The following is a 16,765-nucleotide window of genomic DNA, read 5'->3' as shown; positions in this document are numbered from 1 at the left end:
ACTGAGAAGACCTCTGAGGAGACAGTGCTGTGACCGGGATCAAGACGACCGGCGAGAAGAAGATGATGTTCTTCTCCGGCCGCGCCCACCCCGAGCTTGCCCAGGAGGTCGCCCACAAGCTGGGTGTCGGGGTCGTCCCGACGAAGGCCTTCGACTTCGCGAACGGCGAGATCTACATCCGCTACCAGGAGTCCGCCCGCGGCGCCGACTGCTTCCTGATGCAGAGCCACACGGCTCCCATCAACAAGTGGATCATGGAGCAGTTGATCATGATCGACGCTCTGAAGCGGGCCTCCGCCCGGAGCATCACGGTGATCGTGCCCTTCTACGGTTACGCCCGCCAGGACAAGAAGCACCGTGGACGTGAACCGATCTCGGCGCGTCTGATCGCGGACCTGATGAGCACGGCCGGTGCGGACCGCATCCTCACGGTCGATCTGCACACGGACCAGATCCAGGGCTTCTTCGACGGCCCGGTCGACCACCTGTTCGCGCTGCCGATCCTCGCGGACTACGTGGGCGCCAAGGTCGACAAGTCCAAGCTCACCGTCGTCTCCCCGGACGCCGGCCGGGTGCGGGTCGCCGACCGCTGGTGCGACCGTCTGGACGCGCCGCTGGCGATCGTGCACAAGCGCCGCGACAAGGACGTCGCCAACAAGGTCACCGTGCACGAGGTGGTCGGTGACGTGAAGGGCCGCGTCTGCGTCCTCGTCGACGACATGATCGACACGGGTGGCACGATCTGCGCCGCGGCGGACGCGCTGTTCGCGCACGGCGCGGAGGACGTCATCGTCACGGCCACGCACGGCGTGCTCTCCGGCCCGGCGGCCGACCGCCTGAAGAACTCCAAGGTCAGCGAGTTCATCTTCACGGACACCCTGCCGACCCCCGGCGAGCTGGAGCTCGACAAGATCACGGTGCTGTCGATCGCGCCGACGATCGCGAACGCGGTGCGTGAGGTCTTCGAGGACGGCTCGGTCACGAGCCTGTTCGAGGAGCAGTAGGCCCCGGTCCCGCCGGTCGCCTAGATCGATTTCATGTACGGCCTCCCCGCCCCGTAAGCTGTCACAGTTGCTCGGCGAGGGAGGCCGCACTTTTGTGTGCGGCGGTCCGTTATCGACGCGCTCTTCGTAGCAGGCCGATGTTTGGCCGGGTGACCTCCCCGAGCTCTCCACTTCGGTCGAGCAGGGGGGACCCCCATCCCCACGTTCTACGAGGAGTGAACATGTCCGAGGTCAAGCTCGCCGCCGAGACCCGCACCGAGTTCGGCAAGGGCGCCGCCCGCCGCATCCGCCGCGAGGCCAAGGTCCCCGCCGTCGTCTACGGTCACGGCACCGAGCCGCTCCACATCACGCTCCCGGGCCACGAGCTGCAGCTCGCCCTGCGTACCGCGAACGTCCTGCTCACCCTGGACCTTGAGGGCAAGACCCAGCTCGCGATCCCGAAGGCCGTCCAGCGTGACGCCATCAAGGGCAGCCTCGACCACGTCGACCTGCTCCTCGTGAAGAGCGGCGAGAAGGTCACCGTCGAGGTCTTCGTGCACACCGAGGGCGAGCTGGCCCCGGGCAGCTTCCTCGTCGAGAACGTGCTGAACACGCTGACGGTCGAGGCCGAGGCCACCCACATCCCGGAGTCGGTCACCGTCTCCATCGCGGGCCTGGAGGCCGGCGCCTCCATCCACGCCAAGGACATCAAGCTCCCCAAGGGCACCACGCTGGCGATCGACGAGGACGCGGTCGTCATCCAGGTCCTGTCGGCGCAGGCCGAGGAGCCGGCCGCCGAGGACGAGTCCGCGGCCGCCGAGGCCTGATCCCCCCGGGAATCTTCATCTGTGTCAGCCGCCGCTCCTGTCGGGAGCGGCGGCTGCCGCGTATCACGGACACATGGGAGACACGGACGTGACGACCGACGCCAACGCGCCCTGGCTGATCGTGGGCCTCGGCAACCCGGGCCCCGAGTACGCCATGAACCGCCACAACGTGGGCTTCATGGTGGCCGACCTGCTGGCCGGGCGGATCGGCGGGAAGTTCAAGCGGGCGGGCAAGGCGCAGGCCCAGGTGATCGAGGGACGGATCGGGCCGCCCGGTCCGGGCAACCGCCGGGTGATCCTGGCCAAGCCGATGTCGTACATGAACCTGTCGGGTGGTCCCGTGACCGCGCTGCGGGACTTCTACAAGGTGCCGACGGCGAACATCGTTGCGGTCCATGACGAGCTCGACATCGACTACGGCGTGCTGCGGCTGAAGCTGGGCGGCGGCGACAACGGCCACAACGGGCTGAAGTCCATGACGAAGGCGATGGGCCCGGACTACCACCGGGTGCGGTTCGGCATCGGGCGCCCTCCGGGCCGTATGCAGGTCGCGGACTTCGTGCTGAAGGACTTCGCGTCGGCCGAGCGCAAGGAGCTGGACTATTTCGTGGACCGCGCGGCGGACGCGGTGGAGGCTCTGGTGATCGAGGGCCTGGAGCGGGCCCAGAGCACGTACAACTCCTGAGGGACGGCCCGGGGCGCGGACGGCTCCCGGTGGACGGCCCAGGAGGCCGCGGGACGCCGGCGGATGGTCGACGTACTCGTACAACTGCCGACTTGTCCCCCACCGGAGTTGACCGAGCGCGCGGCCATGGCCAATGATCCCCGCCATGCGTGCCGTCACCTCCAGTCAGAGCGCGTACGCGGCGCTGCGGTTCGGGCAGCTCGCGGCGATGGGTCTGGTCACCGGGCTCATCCTGATCGCGGGTGTCTGGGCGTCCTGGGGCACCGCGCAGCACGTGATGCTGAGCAAGGGCCGGGAGCAGGGCACGATCGCGGTGCGGGCCTGCTCGGGCGAGGTGTGCAGCGGGCCGTACACGCCCGTCTCGCCGGGTTCGCGGGCGCGGGCCCGGGTCGTCATCGAGCAGTCGGTGGCGGTGAAGAAGGGCCGCACGTACACGGTCACGGTGAAGCCGGGCAGCGACGAGGTCGTTCGCAGCGGTCCGGCCGGCCTGCTCTACGCCTGGGTCCCTCTCGCGGGCGCGCTGCTGCTGGCCTCGGTGGTGGTCGCGGGCGGTCTGCGGCTGACCCGGGTGGCCTGGCTGATGGCGGGCACGGGGATCGCGCTGCTGACGGCCACGTTCCTGGTCCTGTAGGCACGGCACGCACCGAGGGCACCCGCGCGGACAACTGAAGGCGCCCTCCGCGCTCGTAACGGGTACGAGCGCGGAGGGCGCCTTCCTGTCTGCTCGGCCGGTGTGGCCGCTGTGGCCCGGTCAGCCGGTGTTGCGCAGTCCCGCCGCCACACCGTTGACGGTCAGGAGCAGGGCCCGCGAGAGCAGCGGGTCCGGGTGCTGTCCCGCCGCCGCCTCGTCGCGCTGGCGCTTGAGGAGGGCGACCTGGAGGTAGGAGATCGGGTCCAGGTAGGCGTCGCGGATGGCGAAGGTCTGCTGGAGCACCGGGTGGGTGTCGAGCAGGGTCTCCCCGCCGGTGATGCGCAGCACCTCGCGCACGGTCAGCTCGTGCTCGGCCTCGATGACGTCGAACACGTGCTTGAGCTCGTCGGGGACGAGGGTGTCGACGTAGTGGCGGGCGATCCGCAGGTCGGTCTTCGCGAGGGTCATCTCGACGTTCGAGAGGAAGTTCCGGAAGAAGTGCCACTGCTCGTGCATCTCGTCGAGCACGGTGTCCAGGCCCGCCTCGCGAAGCGCCTTGAGACCGGAGCCGACGCCGAACCAGCCGGGCACGATCTGCCGGGACTGGGTCCAGCCGAAGACCCACGGGATGGCGCGCAGTCCGTCGAGCGAGACGCCCGAGCCGGGGCGGCGCGAGGGCCGCGAGCCCAGGTGCAGGTCGGCGAGCTGGTCGACCGGCGTGGAGGCGAGGAAGTACGTCGGCAGGTCGGGGTCCTCGACGAGCCGCCGGTAGGCGGAGTGGGCGGCGTCGGAGACGACGTCCATCGCCGCGTCCCAGCGGGCCAGCGACTCGTCGGACTGGCGGGGCGAGGTGTGCAGGGCGGAGGCCTGGAGAGTGGCGGCGACCGTCAGTTCGAGGTTCTCGCGGGCGAGCGAGGGGACCAGGTACTTGTCGGAGATGACCTCGCCCTGCTCGGTCACCTTGATCTCGCCCTCCAGGGTGCCCCAGGGCTGCGCGAGGATCGCGTCGTGCGAGGGGCCGCCGCCGCGGCCGACGGTGCCGCCGCGGCCGTGGAAGAGGCGCAGCCGGACGCCGTAGCGGTGGGCCACGTCGCGCAGCCGGCGCTGGGCGCGGTGGATCTCCCACTGCGAGGTGGTGATGCCGCCGAACTTGGAGGAGTCGGAGTAGCCGAGCATGACCTCCTGGACGTCCCCGCGCAGCGCCACGAGGCGGCGGTACGAGGGGTCGGAGAGCATGTCCTCCAGGATCGTGTCGGCGGCCTTGAGCTCGTCGGTCGTCTCCAGGAGCGGGACGATGCCGATCTTCGCCCAGCCGGCGTGCAGGTCGAGCAGTCCGGCCTCGCGGGCGAGGACGGCGGCGGCGAAGACGTCGTCGGCGCCCTGGCACATCGAGATGATGTACGACTCGATGACCTCGGGCCCGAAGATCTTCAGGGCGCGCTTGACGGTCTCGAAGACCCCGAGGGTCTTGTGGCCGGCGGCGTCCAGCGGCGCGGGGGTCGGGGCGAGCGGGCGCCGGGAGCGCAGTTCCTTGGCGAGGAGCTTGGCGCGGTAGTCGCGCGGCATGTCCACGTAGCGCCAGGACTCCTCGCCGAGGCGGTCGAAGAGCTGGCCGAGGGCGTGGTGGTGGGCGTCGGCGTGCTCGCGTACGTCCATGGTGGCGAGCTGGAGGCCGAACGCGGCCAGCGTGCGGATCGTGCGGTTCATGCGGCCGTCGGCGATCAGGCCGCCGCGGTGCTCGCGCAGCGAGGTCTGGATGAGGGTGAGGTCGCGCAGCAGCTCGGCGGTGCCGAGGTAGTCGCGGCCGTCCTCGTGGGACGTGCCCTTGGCCAGGCGCTGCTTGGTGTTCTCCAGCTTCTGCCGGATGCAGGTGGCCTTGAGGCGGTAGGGCTCCTCGGCGTTGAGGCGCTTGTAGCGGGGGCTGATCTCGGGCAGGCGCTCCAGGTCGGTCTGGAGGGATTCCAGCAGTTCCTCCGTCGCGCCGGTGTAGCGGATGGAGTTCGACAGGAAGCCGCGGAGCTCGTCGATGAGCTCCAGGGCGTCGTTGATGCCGTGCTCGTGCTGGAGGATCAGGACGTCCCAGGTCACCTCGGGGGTGACGTTCGGGTTGCCGTCGCGGTCGCCGCCGATCCAGGTGCCGAAGGTGAGCGGCCGGGTCTCGTCCGGGAGGACGACGCCGACGCGTTCCAGTTCCGCGGTGAGGTCCTCCAGGACGTCGCCGACGGCGCCGGCGTGCAGCTCGTCCAGGTAGTAGATGGCGTTGCGGGCCTCGTCGGCGGGCTCGGGGCGGACGACCCGGAGCTCGTCGGTCTGCCACACCAGGTCGATGTTCTCGGCGAGGCGGGTGTCGTAGCGGCGGCGGTCGGCCTCGATGACCGGGGTCTCCAGGAGCGCGGCGATGCGCCGCAGCTTGTTGAGGACCGAGCGCCGGGCCGCCTCCGTGGGGTGGGCGGTGAACACCGGGCGCACGTTGAGGTTCTTGACGGTCTGGCGCAGGTGCTCGGGGTCGGCGTCCTTGAGGCGGTCGGCCGTACGGGCGAGGAGGCTGCCCTCGGCGGCGCGCTTGGCGCGCAGCTCGCGGCCACGGTGCACCTGTTCGGTGACGTTGGCCAGGTGGAAGTAGGTCGAGAAGGCGCGGACCAGCTTGGCGGCGGTCTCCAGTTCGGTGCCGCGCAGCAGCTCGGCGGCGGCCTCGCCGTCCTCGCGGGTCAGGCGGCGGACCTTCTCGACCAGTTCCAGGAGCTCGGGGCCCTCCTGCCGTACGAGGGTCTCGCCGAGCAGATCGCCCAGTCGGCGGATGTCGGCGCGCAGTTCGCTGCTGGTCGTCGTGGTCTGGTCGTCGGCACTGCTCACAGGTGCGGCTCCTTGCAGTGTTGAAGCTCGTCCGAAGAGTGGGGAAATCTCGTCTGAAGCTCGTCTGGGAGGGAACCCGGGTGGCGACCGCGCGCGGCGGGTGCCGCTCAGGGAGGTGGCATCCGGGAAGAAATCAGAACGGACCGCGCTGTCCGACCGACTCCAAGGATAGGTGTCCCCTCGGACGCGCAGGCTCACGGGCTCTTGCCGCCGTGCTACGCGCTGACATACTTACGACGCCGTAGGTTACGGACCCGTAGGTATTCCCGTCGGAGGACGGGGGGACCCTGGGTTTCGTACCCGGACACTCTTCCCCGCCCTCCATCTCCTTCGAACCCCACAGGGGACGCCCATGACCACGAGTTCCGATGTGATCGACGACGCCCCGCAGGCGGAAGGCGGCGACACCTCGATCCCCGCCGCGACCCTCGGCGGCGAAAAGAAGGGGTCACTCGAACAGATCACTCTTCTTCTCTTCATCGCCGCCCCGTTCCTGGCGCTGCTCGCGGCGGTGCCGCTGGCCTGGGGGTGGGGGGTGAGCTGGCTGGATCTCGGGCTGATGGTCTTCTTCTATTACCTGGGGTGCCACGGCGTCACGATCGGCTACCACCGCTATTTCACGCACGGCTCCTTCAAGGCGAAGCAGCCCTTGCGGATCGCGGTCGCGATCGCGGGGTCCATGGCGGTCGAGGGCCCGCTCGTGCGCTGGGTGGCCGACCACCGCAAGCACCACAAGTTCTCCGACGCGGAGGGCGACCCGCACTCGCCGTGGCGCTACGGCGAGACGGTTCCGGCGCTGATGAAGGGCCTGTGGTGGGCACACATCGGATGGATGTTCGACGAGGAGCGGACCTCTCAGGAGAAGTACGCGCCCGATCTGGTCAAGGACCCGGTGATCCGGGCGATCTCGCGTCAGTTCATCCTCTGGACCCTGCTCTCGCTGGCCCTGCCGGCGCTGATCGGCGGTCTGGTGACGATGTCGTGGTGGGGGGCGTTCACCGGATTCTTCTGGGGGTCCCTCGTGCGGGTGGCGCTGCTGCACCACGTGACCTGGTCGATCAACTCGATCTGCCACGCGGTCGGCAAGCACCCGTTCAAGTCGCGTGACCGCTCGGGCAATGTGTGGTGGCTGGCGGTGCTCTCGTGCGGCGAGTCCTGGCACAACCTCCACCACGCCGATCCGACGTCCGCGCGGCACGGGGTGGACCGCGGCCAGATCGACTCCTCGGCGCGGATCATCCGCTGGTGCGAGCAGCTCGGCTGGGCGTACGACGTGCGCTGGCCGTCACGCTCGCGTATCGATTCCCGCCGCAGCGACGACGGGAACCGCTCCCGACGCAAGACGGAAACCGCTGAAGCGGCATGATTGACGGCGTGGCGACCGACTCCAGCAGCACCCCGAGCAGCAGTGAAAAGCCGCGGCGTGCGCGCCGCACCCGCATGACCGGCGCCGAGCGCCGTCAGCAGCTGCTGGAGATCGGCCGCACCCTGTTCGCGGCCAAGGGCTTCGAGGGCACGTCGGTGGAGGAGATCGCGGCGAAGGCCGGGGTGTCCAAGCCGGTGGTCTACGAGCACTTCGGCGGCAAGGAGGGCCTGTACGCGGTGGTGGTGGACCGCGAGATGCGCCGGCTGCTTGACATGGTGACCGGTTCGCTGACGGCGGGCCATCCGCGGGAGCTGTGCGAGCAGGCCGCGTTCGCCCTCCTGGACTACATCGAGGAGTACACGGACGGCTTCCGCATCCTGGTCCGCGACTCCCCCATCCCGCAGTCGACGGGGTCCTTCGCGTCGCTGATCTCGGACATCGCCACCCAGGTGGAGGACATCCTGGGCCGCGAGTTCAAGAGCCGCGGCTTCGACTCGAAGCTGGCCCCCCTGTACGCCCAGGCCCTGGTCGGCATGGTCGCGCTGACGGGTCAGTGGTGGCTGGACGTCCGCAAGCCGCGCAAGGCGGAGGTGGCCGCGCATCTGGTGAATCTGGCGTGGCACGGCCTGGACGGCCTGGAGCCCAAGCCGCGGCTGATAGGGCATCGCAAGGCCTAGCGAGCGCGGTGCCCGAAGCGCGAGAGCCGGGGAGCGCGAGGCCGGGATTGCCCTCCCGGCCCGGCCCGCGGCCCGCGCGAGGGCGACGGAAGGCCCCTGGGGAGCCGAGCCCCCCGGGGGCCTTTCGCTACGTGCCGACGAGCGGCTCCAGGAATTCGAGGCGGTTGCCGACGGGGTCCTCGGAGAAGAAGCGCCGGTGGCCGGGCAGCTCCTCGTCCCAGGTGACGGGGGCGCCGGTGGCCGCGATCCGCGCGGCGCAGGCGTCGATGCCGTTGACGAGCAGTCCGGGGTGGGCCTTCCTCGCGGGCCGGAAGGGGTCCTCGATCCCGAGGTGCAGGTGGACGGTCCCGGCCCGGAACCAGCAGCCCCCGCGGCCGGCGAGGCCGGGCGGCTTGGGGATCTCGGTCATTCCCAGGGCGTCGAGGTAGTACGCGCGCAGGCGGTCCTCGGAGCCGGGCGGGGCGGCGAGCTGGACGTGGTCGAGGGCGGCGAGCATCAGGTCTCCCTCCGGGCCACGGCGAACAGCCGCCGGAACGGCAGCACCGTGCCGTACGGCCGCGCGGGGTAGGCGTCGCGCAGCAGGTCCCGGTACTCGGCGACGAACGCGTCCCGGGCCTCGGGATCGTCCGCGAGGGCGGTCAGCACGGGCCGCAGCGCGGTGCCCTTCGCCCAGTCGAGCACCGGGTCCTGCCCGGTCAGCAGTGGCAGGTACGTCGTCTCCCAGACGTCCGTGCGGCAGCCGAGGCCCTCCAGGCGGTCCAGGTAGACGAGCGGGTCGTGGACCGAGTCCGTGCGGCGCGGGGTGTCGCCGAGCAGGCCCTTCCAGCGCGGGGAGGCGACGAGTTCGCGCAGCAGGACGTGCAGCGGGGCGTCGGTGTTGTTGGGCATCTGGAAGGCGAGGGTGCCGCCGGGCGCGAGCGCGTCGAGCCAGCCGGGGAACGACTCCAGGTGTCCGGGCACCCATTGGAGCGCGGCGTTGGAGGCGATCAGGTCGTACGTCTCGGCGGGAGCCCAGTCCGTGAGGTCGGCGTGGGCGAAGTCGAGCCGGCCGCCGCCTGCCGTGGGACCGGCGTGCTCGGCGGTCCGGGCGAGCATGGCGGCGGAGTTGTCGTAGCCGGTGACGTGGGCGGTGGGCCAGCGGTCGGCGAGCTGGACGGTGACGTTGCCGGGGCCGCAGCCGAGGTCGGCGATACGGGCCGGGTCGGCGGGGAGTTCCGTGACCCGGGCGAGGAGGTCGGCGAAGGGACGGGCCCGGTGCCGGGAATGGCGCAGATACTGACCCGGGTCCCAGTTGGGGGTGGTGGCAGCCATGGGTGGCCTCCTCGAAAGTCGCCGGAGAGGTCGCGGACCGCGGGAAGGGGCGGCGGCGGCCGGACCGTTCAGGTCTCCAGCCTCACAGGAAAAGTCTCTCGACGTCAAGAGACTCCACATCGAGAGACTCCATATCAAGAGACTTCATGTCGACACAACCACTACACTGATCGTCATGGAGGACGAGGTCGATCGGCTGGTCGCTGCGTGGCGCCGGGAGCGCCCGGACCTCGACGTGGAACCGCTCGAGGTGCTCAGCCGGGTGAGCAGGCTGGCCCGGCACCTGGACCGTGCGCGCAGGCTGGCGTTCGCCGAGCACAGCCTGGAGCCCTGGGAGTTCGACGTCCTGACGGCGCTGCGGCGCGCGGGCTCCCCCTATCAGCTCTCCCCCGGACAGCTCCTCACCCAGACCCTCGTCACCTCGGGCACGATGACGAACCGCATCGACCGCCTGACCAAGAAGGGCCTGGTGGAGCGACTCCCGGACCCGAGCGACCGCCGGGGTGTGCTGGTGCGCCTCACGGACGAGGGGTGCGACCGCGCCGACCAGGCGCTGGCCGGCCTGCTCGACCAGGAACGGGCGATCCTCGCGGAGCTCAGCCGGGCGCAGCGCGGTGAACTGGCCGGGCTGCTACGCCAGTTGACCGCCCCGTTCGACAACATCCCCGGTTAGGTCGACCGGTCCGACACCCGCGCGCCGGGCCAGTGCCACGGCGGCGAGGGTGGAGTGCACACCGAGCTTCCCGAGCACGTTCTGCATGTGCGTGCGGACGGTGTGCGGGGAGAGGAAGAGCCGCTCCGCGACCGCCTTGCGCCCGAGTCCGGCGACCATGCACCGCAGCACCTCGCGCTCGCGGGGCGTCAGCGACTCGACGAGCCGCTCACTCTCCGTCCGATGCTTGCGCGCGGCGGTGAGTTCCCGCAGCACCCCGGTGAGCAGGGCGGGCGGCAGATGCGTCTCGTCGCGCAGCACACCCCGTATGACGGTGAGCAGTCGCGACAGCGAACAGTCCTTGGCGACCCAGCCCGAGGCCCCGGCCTGCAGGGCGAGCGCGGCCCGGCGAGGATCGTCCTTCTCGGCGAGCACGACGGTCCGTACGCCCGGCTGCCCGGAGCGCACCCCGGCGACCAGCGAGATGCCGTCCACCAGGCCGTCCTCGTTGCTCTCCTGGACGGGCACCGCCGGACGCATGCCGGGCAGATTGCCGCCCAGGTCGGCGTCGACGAGCAGCACGTCGAAACGGCGGCCCTCCGCCGCCGCGCGTTCGAGGCAGCGCAGCGCCGCGGGGCCGCTGCCCGCCGCGGAAACGTCGACGTCGGGCTCGGCCGCGAGTGCGGCGGCGAGCGACTCGGCGAAGATGCGATGGTCGTCGACGACCAGTACTCGGATGCGAACCACTGAAACCCCCACTGTCGGGGGACGGTCCGTACGGGTACGGCGCCCGAAGTGATCCCGAGCCCCGCTTGCGACCCGGAAAACGGGGTGCCGCAGCCGCACGGCCGCCGCCGTGCTGGAAGTGCTACCCCCACTTCGGGCGTCGTACCCGACTGTCTCGCCCCCTGATCAGCACCGGCCCCCACCGGCACTGTTCATCAGAGTACGGCCGGGGGCTGTGAGCGGAAGGCAATTTGCAGAACTGGTTGGCCAGCACGTTTATGGTGGGCCGTATGTTTCTTATCGAGACAGGAGAAGACAAAGACCGTCGCGATCTGCTCCGCAGACGACTGCTGGACACGAACACGGCGGCGTCCCCGGTGCTGCGCGCTCTGCGCGGGACCCCGGACGAACGTGAACTCCCGCTCCATGTATGGGCCATGGACGAGGCCGGGGACATGGCCGGCGGTCTGGCGGGGCACACCTGGACGACCTGGCTGCACGTCACCTACCTGTGGGTGGACGAACGGTACCGGGGCACGGGCCTCGGCAGCCGTCTCCTCGCCGAGGCCGAAGCGACCGCCGGCGGTCGCGGCTGCCGCGCCGCCCGCCTGGAGACCTGGGACTTCCAGGCCCCGGACTTCTACCGGAAGCAGGGGTACGAGGTGGCGTGCGTGATCCCCGACTACCCGCCGGGCACCACGGAGTACACCCTCACAAAGCGGTGGGACTGACAGCAGCCCGCCCCTCACCCCCTCCCCCGCAAGGCCCCTCCGGCGCCCAAGACATCTCAGCCCCTCCAGCGCCCGAGATCTTCCAGCCCCCTGCGCATGAGATCTTTTAGCCCCTCCGGCGCTTGAGGAGCGGGGGGTTCGGGGCGGAGCCCCCTGAGCACGGGGCGGGCAGGGGCGGAGGGGGCGAAACAAGCCCGGGGATCAGCCGACGCGCCGGGCCCCGGCCGAAGGAACGGCGGGGAACACCCGCGGAGCGGTGAAGCCCGCCGCGGCGAAGGCCTCCATGACCGCCTTGGTGACACTGTCCACGTCGGTGGACTCCACCAGGACGACGGCGGAACCCCCGAAGCCCCCGCCCGTCATACGGGCCCCCAACGCACCCGCGGAGTTGGCCACCGAGACCGTGAGGTCCAGCTCGGGACACGAGATCCGCAGATCGTCGCGCAGCGAGGCGTGACCGTCCGTCAGGACCGGCCCGATGGCCCGGACGTCGCCCGCGTCGAGCAGGGCGATGACCCGGTCCACCCGGTGGTCGTCGGAGACGACATGGCGGACGTAGCGGCGGACACGCTCGTCGGAGAGACGGGCGAGGGCCGCGTCGAGGCCTTCGTAGGCGACGTCGCGCAGATGGGACACGCCGAGCTGCCGCGCGCCCTCCTCGCAGCCCGCGCGCCGCTCCGCGTACGCCCCGTCCCCGAGCGCGTGCTTCACCCGGGTGTCGACGACCAGGAGTTCGAGGCCCTGGGAGGCGAGGTCGAAGGGGACCTGGCGGATCGACAGGTCACGGCAGTCGAGGTGCAGGGCGTGGCCCTCGGTGCAGCACGCCGACGCCGTCTGGTCCATCACCCCGCACGGCACTCCGACGAAGTCGTTCTCCGCGCGCTGTGCGAGCAGTGCCAGCTCGGGGCGGCTGAGCCCGAGTCCGTACAACTCGTCCAGGGCGAGGGCCGTGACGACCTCCAGGGCCGCCGAGGAGGACAGGCCCGCGCCGGTGGGGACCGTGGAGGCCAGATGGATGTCCGCGCCGCCGACGGCGTGGCCCGCCTCGCGCAGCGCCCACACCACTCCCGCCGGATAGGCGGCCCAGCCGGTGTCCGACCGGGGCACCAGCTCGTCGACGCGCAGTTCGACGACCGGTCCGTCGATGTCCGCCGAGTGCAGCCGCAGCACGCCGTCGGACCGGCGGGACACCGCCGCGACCGCCGTGTGCGGCAGCGCGAGCGGCATCACGAACCCCTCGTTGAAGTCCGTGTACTCGCCGATCAGGTTGACCCGGCCGGGTGCCGCCCAGACGCCCTCGGGCGCGGCACCGTACAGCTCCTCGAAGCCCTCACGTACCCCCACCTGATCCACCGCTACCCCTTCGCTACGTTCTGTGCGAACTCCCACGCGTCCGCGACGATCCCCGCGAGATCCGCGCGGGACGGGTTCCAGCCGAGCCGTTCCCGGGCGACCTCCGCGGAGGCGACGAGCACCGCCGGGTCGCCGCCGCGGCGCGGTGCCACGACCTCGGGGATCGGGTGCCCGGTCACCTGGCGCACGGTCTCGATGACCTCGCGGACGGAGAAGCCGTTGCCGTTGCCGAGGTTGCAGATCAGGTGCTCGCCCGGGGTCGCGGCCTCGACCGCGAGCAGGTGCGCCTCGGCGAGGTCCGCGACATGGATGTAGTCGCGGACGCAGGTGCCGTCCGGCGTCGGGTAGTCGTCGCCGAAGACGGAGATCGCGTCGCGACGGCCCTGGGCGACCTGGAGGACCAGCGGGATGAGGTGCGACTCGGGGTCGTGCCGCTCACCGCTGTCGCCGTACGCGCCCGCCACGTTGAAGTAGCGCAGCGAGACCGCGCCCAGTCCGTGGGCGGCCGCCTCGCCGGTGATCATGTGGTCGACGGCGAGCTTGGAGGCGCCGTAGGGGTTGGTGGGCCGGGTCGGCGCGGACTCGACGATCGGGGTGGTCTCGGGCTCGCCGTACGTCGCGGCCGTGGAGGAGAAGACCAGCCTGCGCACGCCCGCCTCGCGCATCGCGGCGAGCAGCGCCATGGTGCCGCCGACGTTGTTGTCCCAGTACTTCTCGGGCTTCACCACGGACTCGCCGACCTGCGAGAACGCGGCGAAGTGCAGGACGGCGTCGTACGAGGGGTCCAGCCACTTGGCGGCGTCGCGGATGTCGCCCTCGATGAACGAGGCACCGGCGGGAACGCCCTCGCGGAATCCCGTCGAGAGGTTGTCGAGGACGGTGACCTCGTGCCCCGCCTCGATCAGGTGGCGCGCGACCACGCTGCCCACATAGCCGGCTCCGCCGGTGACCAGGTACTTCCCACTCATGAACTCGCTACCTCTCGCAGTCGCTGAGCCGCGGTCTCCGGCGGCACGTCGTTGATGAACACGTTCATGCCGGACTCGGAACCCGCGAGGAACTTCAGCTTGCCGGAAGTGCGGCGAATGGTGAAAAGCTCGAGGTGGAGCGCGAAGTCGTCCCGGTTGACGCCTTCGAACTCCTCCAGCGGGCCGAAGGGAGCCTGGTGCCACGCCGCGATGTACGGCGTCGGCGGCTCGCCCGCCCCGTCCTTTCCACCGTCCGGTCCGTCGAAGATCCGGTCGAAGCGCCTCAAGAGTTCCAGATAGACCTGGGGGAACTCTGTGCGCGCGTCCTCGTCGAGTCCGAGCAGGTCCGGCACACGGCGGCGCGGGTAGAGGTGGACCTCGTACGGCCAGTGGGCGGCGTACGGGACGAAGGCGACCCAGTGATCGCTCGCCAGGACGACGCGCGAGCCGTCCGCGAGTTCACGGGCGAGGACCTCGTCGAACAGGTTCTCCCCGCCGGTCGCCTCCTTGTGCGCGGCGAGCGAGCGCAGCATCAGTGCGGTACGGGGGGTGGTGAAGGGGTAGCCGTAGATCTGCCCGTGCGGGTGACCGAGTGTCACACCGATCTCGGCGCCACGGTTCTCGAAGCAGAAGACCTGTTCGACGGAGGGCAGATGCGACAGTTCGGCGGTGCGGTCCGTCCACGCCTCCAGGACGAGACCGGCCTGCGCCTCCGTCAGATCCGCGAAGGACGCGTCGTGGTCGGAGGTGAAGCAGACGACCTCGCAGCGTCCGGAGTCGCCCGCGAGCGAGGGGAACCGGTTCTCGAACACCACGACGTCGTAGGAGGAGTCGGGGATCTCGCTCAGCCGGTCACCGGAGGACGGGCACAGCGGGCACTCGTTCGCCGGGGGGTGGTAGATGCGCCCCTGGCGGTGCGAGGCGATCGCCACCGAGTCGCCGAGCAGCGGGTCGCGGCGCACCTCCGAAGTGGTGACGGTCGGGTCGAGCGGGCGCCGGTCCACCGCGTCGCGGACCTTGTCGTCGACCGCGTCGTAGTAGATGAGCTCACGACCGTCGGCGAGTCGGGTCGAGGTCTTCTTCACAGTCGGACTCCCCATCAACACCCGATCAAACCTTCAAACATAACCGAACACAACAAACCACAAGTCACCACCGCAGTCAACGTCACAATCAAACAAAGGTCACCATCGGGAGGGTGCATTTATTGAATGCGGAGGCATAGATTCCGGTCCGATAGGTTCATGCGACGAAGCGAGTTCTGATGCAGTCCCCCACACATCCGCCCCAACCGGGCACCCTGCTCGCCGCCGAGCTGCGTCTCCCCACGAACGCACTCGACTACACAATCCTGGGCATCTACTTCGTGGTCGTCCTGGGCATCGGCTTCGCGGCCCGCCGCTCCGTGAGAACGAGCCTCGACTTCTTCCTGTCGGGACGCTCACTGCCCGCCTGGATCACCGGCCTGGCCTTCATCTCGGCCAACCTGGGCGCCACCGAGATCCTCGGCATGGCCGCCAACAGCGCCCAGTACGGCGTCTACACGGTCCACTGGTACTGGATCGGCGCCATCCCGGCGATGGTCTTCCTGGGCCTGGTGATGATGCCGTTCTACTACGGCTCCAAGGTCCGCTCGGTGCCCGAGTTCCTGCTCCTGCGATTCGACAAATGGGCGCACCTGCTGAGTTCGATCCTGTTCGCCTTCGCGGCCGTCCTCATCGCCGGCGTCAACCTCTACTCGCTCGCGATCGTCGTCGAGGCACTGCTCGGCTGGCCGCAGTGGGTGGCGATCGTGGTCGCCGGGTTCTTCGTCCTCGCGTACATCACCCTCGGCGGTCTCTCCTCCGCGATCTACAACGAGGTGCTCCAGTTCTTCGTGATCCTCGCGGCGCTGATCCCGATCACCGTGCTCGGCCTGAACCGGGTGGGCGGCTGGGGAGGTCTGACGGACTCCCTCGACAAGACGCACGGCGCCGACTTCACGACGGCCTGGGGCGGCACGGGCATCGGCAGCGCCAACCCGCTCGGCGCCAACTGGCTGACGATCGTGCTCGGTCTCGGCTTCGTGCTGTCCTTCGGCTACTGGACGACGAACTTCGCCGAGGTGCAGCGCGCGCTGTCCGCGAAGAACCTCTCCGCGGCCCAGCGCACCCCGCTCATCGCGGCTTACCCGAAGATCTTCATCGTCTTCCTGGTGATGATCCCCGGCCTGGTGGCGGCCGTCCTGGTCCCGAAGATCGGCACGAGCGGGTCGGATCTCCAGTACAACGACGCGATCCCCTACCTGATGCAGGAGTTGCTGCCCAACGGTGTCCTCGGCATCGCGGTGACCGGTCTGCTGGCCGCCTTCATGGCGGGTATGGCCGCCAACGTCTCGTCCTTCAACACGGTCTTCACGACCGACATCTGGGCGAGGTACGTGGTGACGGACCGCGAGGACTCCTACTACGTGCGCTTCGGCCGCCTGATCACGGTCGTCGGCGTCCTGGCGTCCATCGGTACGGCCTTCCTGGCCTCGTCCTTCTCCAACATCATGAGCTACCTCCAGACGCTCTTCTCCTTCTTCAACGTGCCGATGTTCGCGGTCTTCATCATCGGCATGTTCTGGAAGCGGGCGTCGGTGAAATCGGGCTTCTGGGGCCTGCTGGCCGGGACGACGGCCGCGATGGTGAACTACTTCGTCCTCTACAAGCAGGACATCATCGGCTTCCCCTCCGACCAGGGCGCCAACTTCGTCTCCGCGATCGTCGCCTTCGTGGCCGGTGGCGTGGTGATGGTCGGGGTCTCCCTCTTCACCGCCCCGAAGCCGACGGAGGACCTCCAGGGCCTGGTCTACGGCACGGTGTCCCCCGGCATGGCCGAGCCGCCGGCCCCCGGAGACGACGCCTGGTACCGCAGGCCCGCCCTGCTGGGCTGGGGCGCGATGATCCTGGCCGCCGCCTGCTACATCCCGTTCTCGTTCTGACGAGTCCCGACCCGTTCCGACGAGGGAGAATCAAGAA

16 protein-coding genes are annotated in these 16,765 nt (G+C 70.0%); 9 read left to right on the top strand and 7 right to left on the bottom strand.

What is annotated here, in order from left to right; genetic code table 11:
* Nucleotides 1-29 precede the first annotated feature (29 nt).
* From OHT01_RS23510 to OHT01_RS23495, 4 genes are all read left to right on the top strand, one after another.
* Nucleotides 30-1,004 carry a ribose-phosphate diphosphokinase gene (locus OHT01_RS23510; protein ID WP_328555100.1) on the top strand — a complete coding sequence of 325 codons (975 nt, stop codon included), beginning with the start codon at nucleotides 30-32 and terminating at the stop codon, nucleotides 1,002-1,004.
* A 221-nt stretch (nucleotides 1,005-1,225) separates the two neighbouring features.
* On the top strand, nucleotides 1,226-1,810 hold the full coding sequence (locus OHT01_RS23505; protein WP_328555099.1) for a 50S ribosomal protein L25/general stress protein Ctc: 585 nt from the start codon (nucleotides 1,226-1,228) through the stop codon (nucleotides 1,808-1,810).
* 73 nt (nucleotides 1,811-1,883) lie between these two features.
* Nucleotides 1,884-2,495 (top strand): aminoacyl-tRNA hydrolase, encoded by a 612-nt coding sequence (pth, locus tag OHT01_RS23500; protein ID WP_328555098.1) that lies wholly within the window; start codon nucleotides 1,884-1,886, stop codon nucleotides 2,493-2,495.
* A 133-nt stretch (nucleotides 2,496-2,628) separates the two neighbouring features.
* Nucleotides 2,629-3,126, top strand: a complete 498-nt coding sequence (locus tag OHT01_RS23495) for a hypothetical protein (RefSeq protein ID WP_328555097.1) — start codon at nucleotides 2,629-2,631, stop codon at nucleotides 3,124-3,126.
* Between the two features lie 120 nt (nucleotides 3,127-3,246).
* On the opposite strand, the gene ppc is transcribed toward OHT01_RS23495, so the two are convergent.
* Nucleotides 3,247-5,979 carry a phosphoenolpyruvate carboxylase gene (gene ppc / locus OHT01_RS23490; protein WP_328555096.1) on the bottom strand — a complete coding sequence of 911 codons (2,733 nt, stop codon included), beginning with the start codon at nucleotides 5,977-5,979 and terminating at the stop codon, nucleotides 3,247-3,249.
* A gap of 352 nt (nucleotides 5,980-6,331) precedes the next feature.
* On the opposite strand from ppc, the gene OHT01_RS23485 reads away from it, so the two are divergent.
* Nucleotides 6,332-7,345, top strand: coding sequence for an acyl-CoA desaturase (locus OHT01_RS23485; protein ID WP_328555095.1), 1,014 nt, complete (start codon nucleotides 6,332-6,334; stop codon nucleotides 7,343-7,345).
* Nucleotides 7,342-8,022 carry a TetR/AcrR family transcriptional regulator gene (locus OHT01_RS23480; protein WP_328555094.1) on the top strand — a complete coding sequence of 227 codons (681 nt, stop codon included), beginning with the start codon at nucleotides 7,342-7,344 and terminating at the stop codon, nucleotides 8,020-8,022. Before OHT01_RS23485 ends, OHT01_RS23480 begins: the two co-directional genes overlap by 4 nt.
* A 127-nt stretch (nucleotides 8,023-8,149) precedes the next feature.
* Here OHT01_RS23480 and OHT01_RS23475 read toward each other — a convergent pair whose 3' ends face one another.
* Entirely contained in the window at nucleotides 8,150-8,518 is a 369-nt protein-coding gene (locus tag OHT01_RS23475) for a VOC family protein (RefSeq protein ID WP_328555093.1), read from the bottom strand.
* Entirely contained in the window at nucleotides 8,518-9,333 is an 816-nt protein-coding gene (locus tag OHT01_RS23470; protein ID WP_328555092.1) for a trans-aconitate 2-methyltransferase, read from the bottom strand. Before OHT01_RS23470 ends, OHT01_RS23475 begins: the two co-directional genes overlap by 1 nt.
* Nucleotides 9,334-9,508: 175 nt before the next feature.
* Between OHT01_RS23470 and OHT01_RS23465 the strand changes: the two genes are divergently transcribed.
* A complete protein-coding gene (locus OHT01_RS23465) occupies nucleotides 9,509-10,006 on the top strand; it encodes a MarR family winged helix-turn-helix transcriptional regulator (protein WP_261703948.1) in 498 nt (165 codons plus the stop codon).
* On the opposite strand, the gene OHT01_RS23460 is transcribed toward OHT01_RS23465, so the two are convergent.
* Nucleotides 9,965-10,732 (bottom strand): response regulator transcription factor, encoded by a 768-nt coding sequence (locus OHT01_RS23460; RefSeq protein WP_326787288.1) that lies wholly within the window; start codon nucleotides 10,730-10,732, stop codon nucleotides 9,965-9,967. The genes OHT01_RS23465 and OHT01_RS23460 overlap by 42 nt on opposite strands.
* Before the next feature lie 257 nt (nucleotides 10,733-10,989).
* Between OHT01_RS23460 and OHT01_RS23455 the strand changes: the two genes are divergently transcribed.
* On the top strand, nucleotides 10,990-11,442 hold the full coding sequence (locus OHT01_RS23455; RefSeq protein ID WP_328558231.1) for a GNAT family N-acetyltransferase: 453 nt from the start codon (nucleotides 10,990-10,992) through the stop codon (nucleotides 11,440-11,442).
* 201 nt (nucleotides 11,443-11,643) lie between these two features.
* Here the strand turns inward: OHT01_RS23455 and galK are convergent, their stop codons facing one another.
* From galK to galT, 3 genes are read right to left on the bottom strand one after another with little or no spacing between them, the layout of a single operon-like run.
* Nucleotides 11,644-12,786: a galactokinase gene (gene galK / locus OHT01_RS23450; RefSeq protein ID WP_328558230.1), complete on the bottom strand. Its 1,143-nt coding sequence runs from the start codon at nucleotides 12,784-12,786 to the stop codon at nucleotides 11,644-11,646.
* 11 nt (nucleotides 12,787-12,797) lie between these two features.
* The gene (galE, locus tag OHT01_RS23445) at nucleotides 12,798-13,763 is read right to left on the bottom strand and encodes a UDP-glucose 4-epimerase GalE (protein ID WP_328555091.1); all 966 of its coding nucleotides are present in this window, start codon (nucleotides 13,761-13,763) and stop codon (nucleotides 12,798-12,800) included.
* Entirely contained in the window at nucleotides 13,760-14,848 is a 1,089-nt protein-coding gene (galT, locus tag OHT01_RS23440; protein WP_328555090.1) for a galactose-1-phosphate uridylyltransferase, read from the bottom strand. The genes galE and galT overlap by 4 nt, the downstream gene beginning before the upstream one ends.
* 179 nt (nucleotides 14,849-15,027) lie before the next feature.
* Here galT and OHT01_RS23435 point away from each other — a divergent pair, with 179 nt between their 5' ends.
* Nucleotides 15,028-16,728, top strand: a complete 1,701-nt coding sequence (locus OHT01_RS23435; RefSeq protein WP_328555089.1) for a sodium:solute symporter family protein — start codon at nucleotides 15,028-15,030, stop codon at nucleotides 16,726-16,728.
* The last annotated feature ends 37 nt before the right edge of the window (nucleotides 16,729-16,765 follow it).

The sequence above is a fragment of the Streptomyces sp. NBC_00358 genome (assembly GCF_036099295.1).
Lineage (GTDB): Bacteria > Actinomycetota > Actinomycetes > Streptomycetales > Streptomycetaceae > Streptomyces.
Note: the sequence above shows the minus strand (reverse complement) of the source record. Positions and strands in the feature narration are given on the sequence as shown.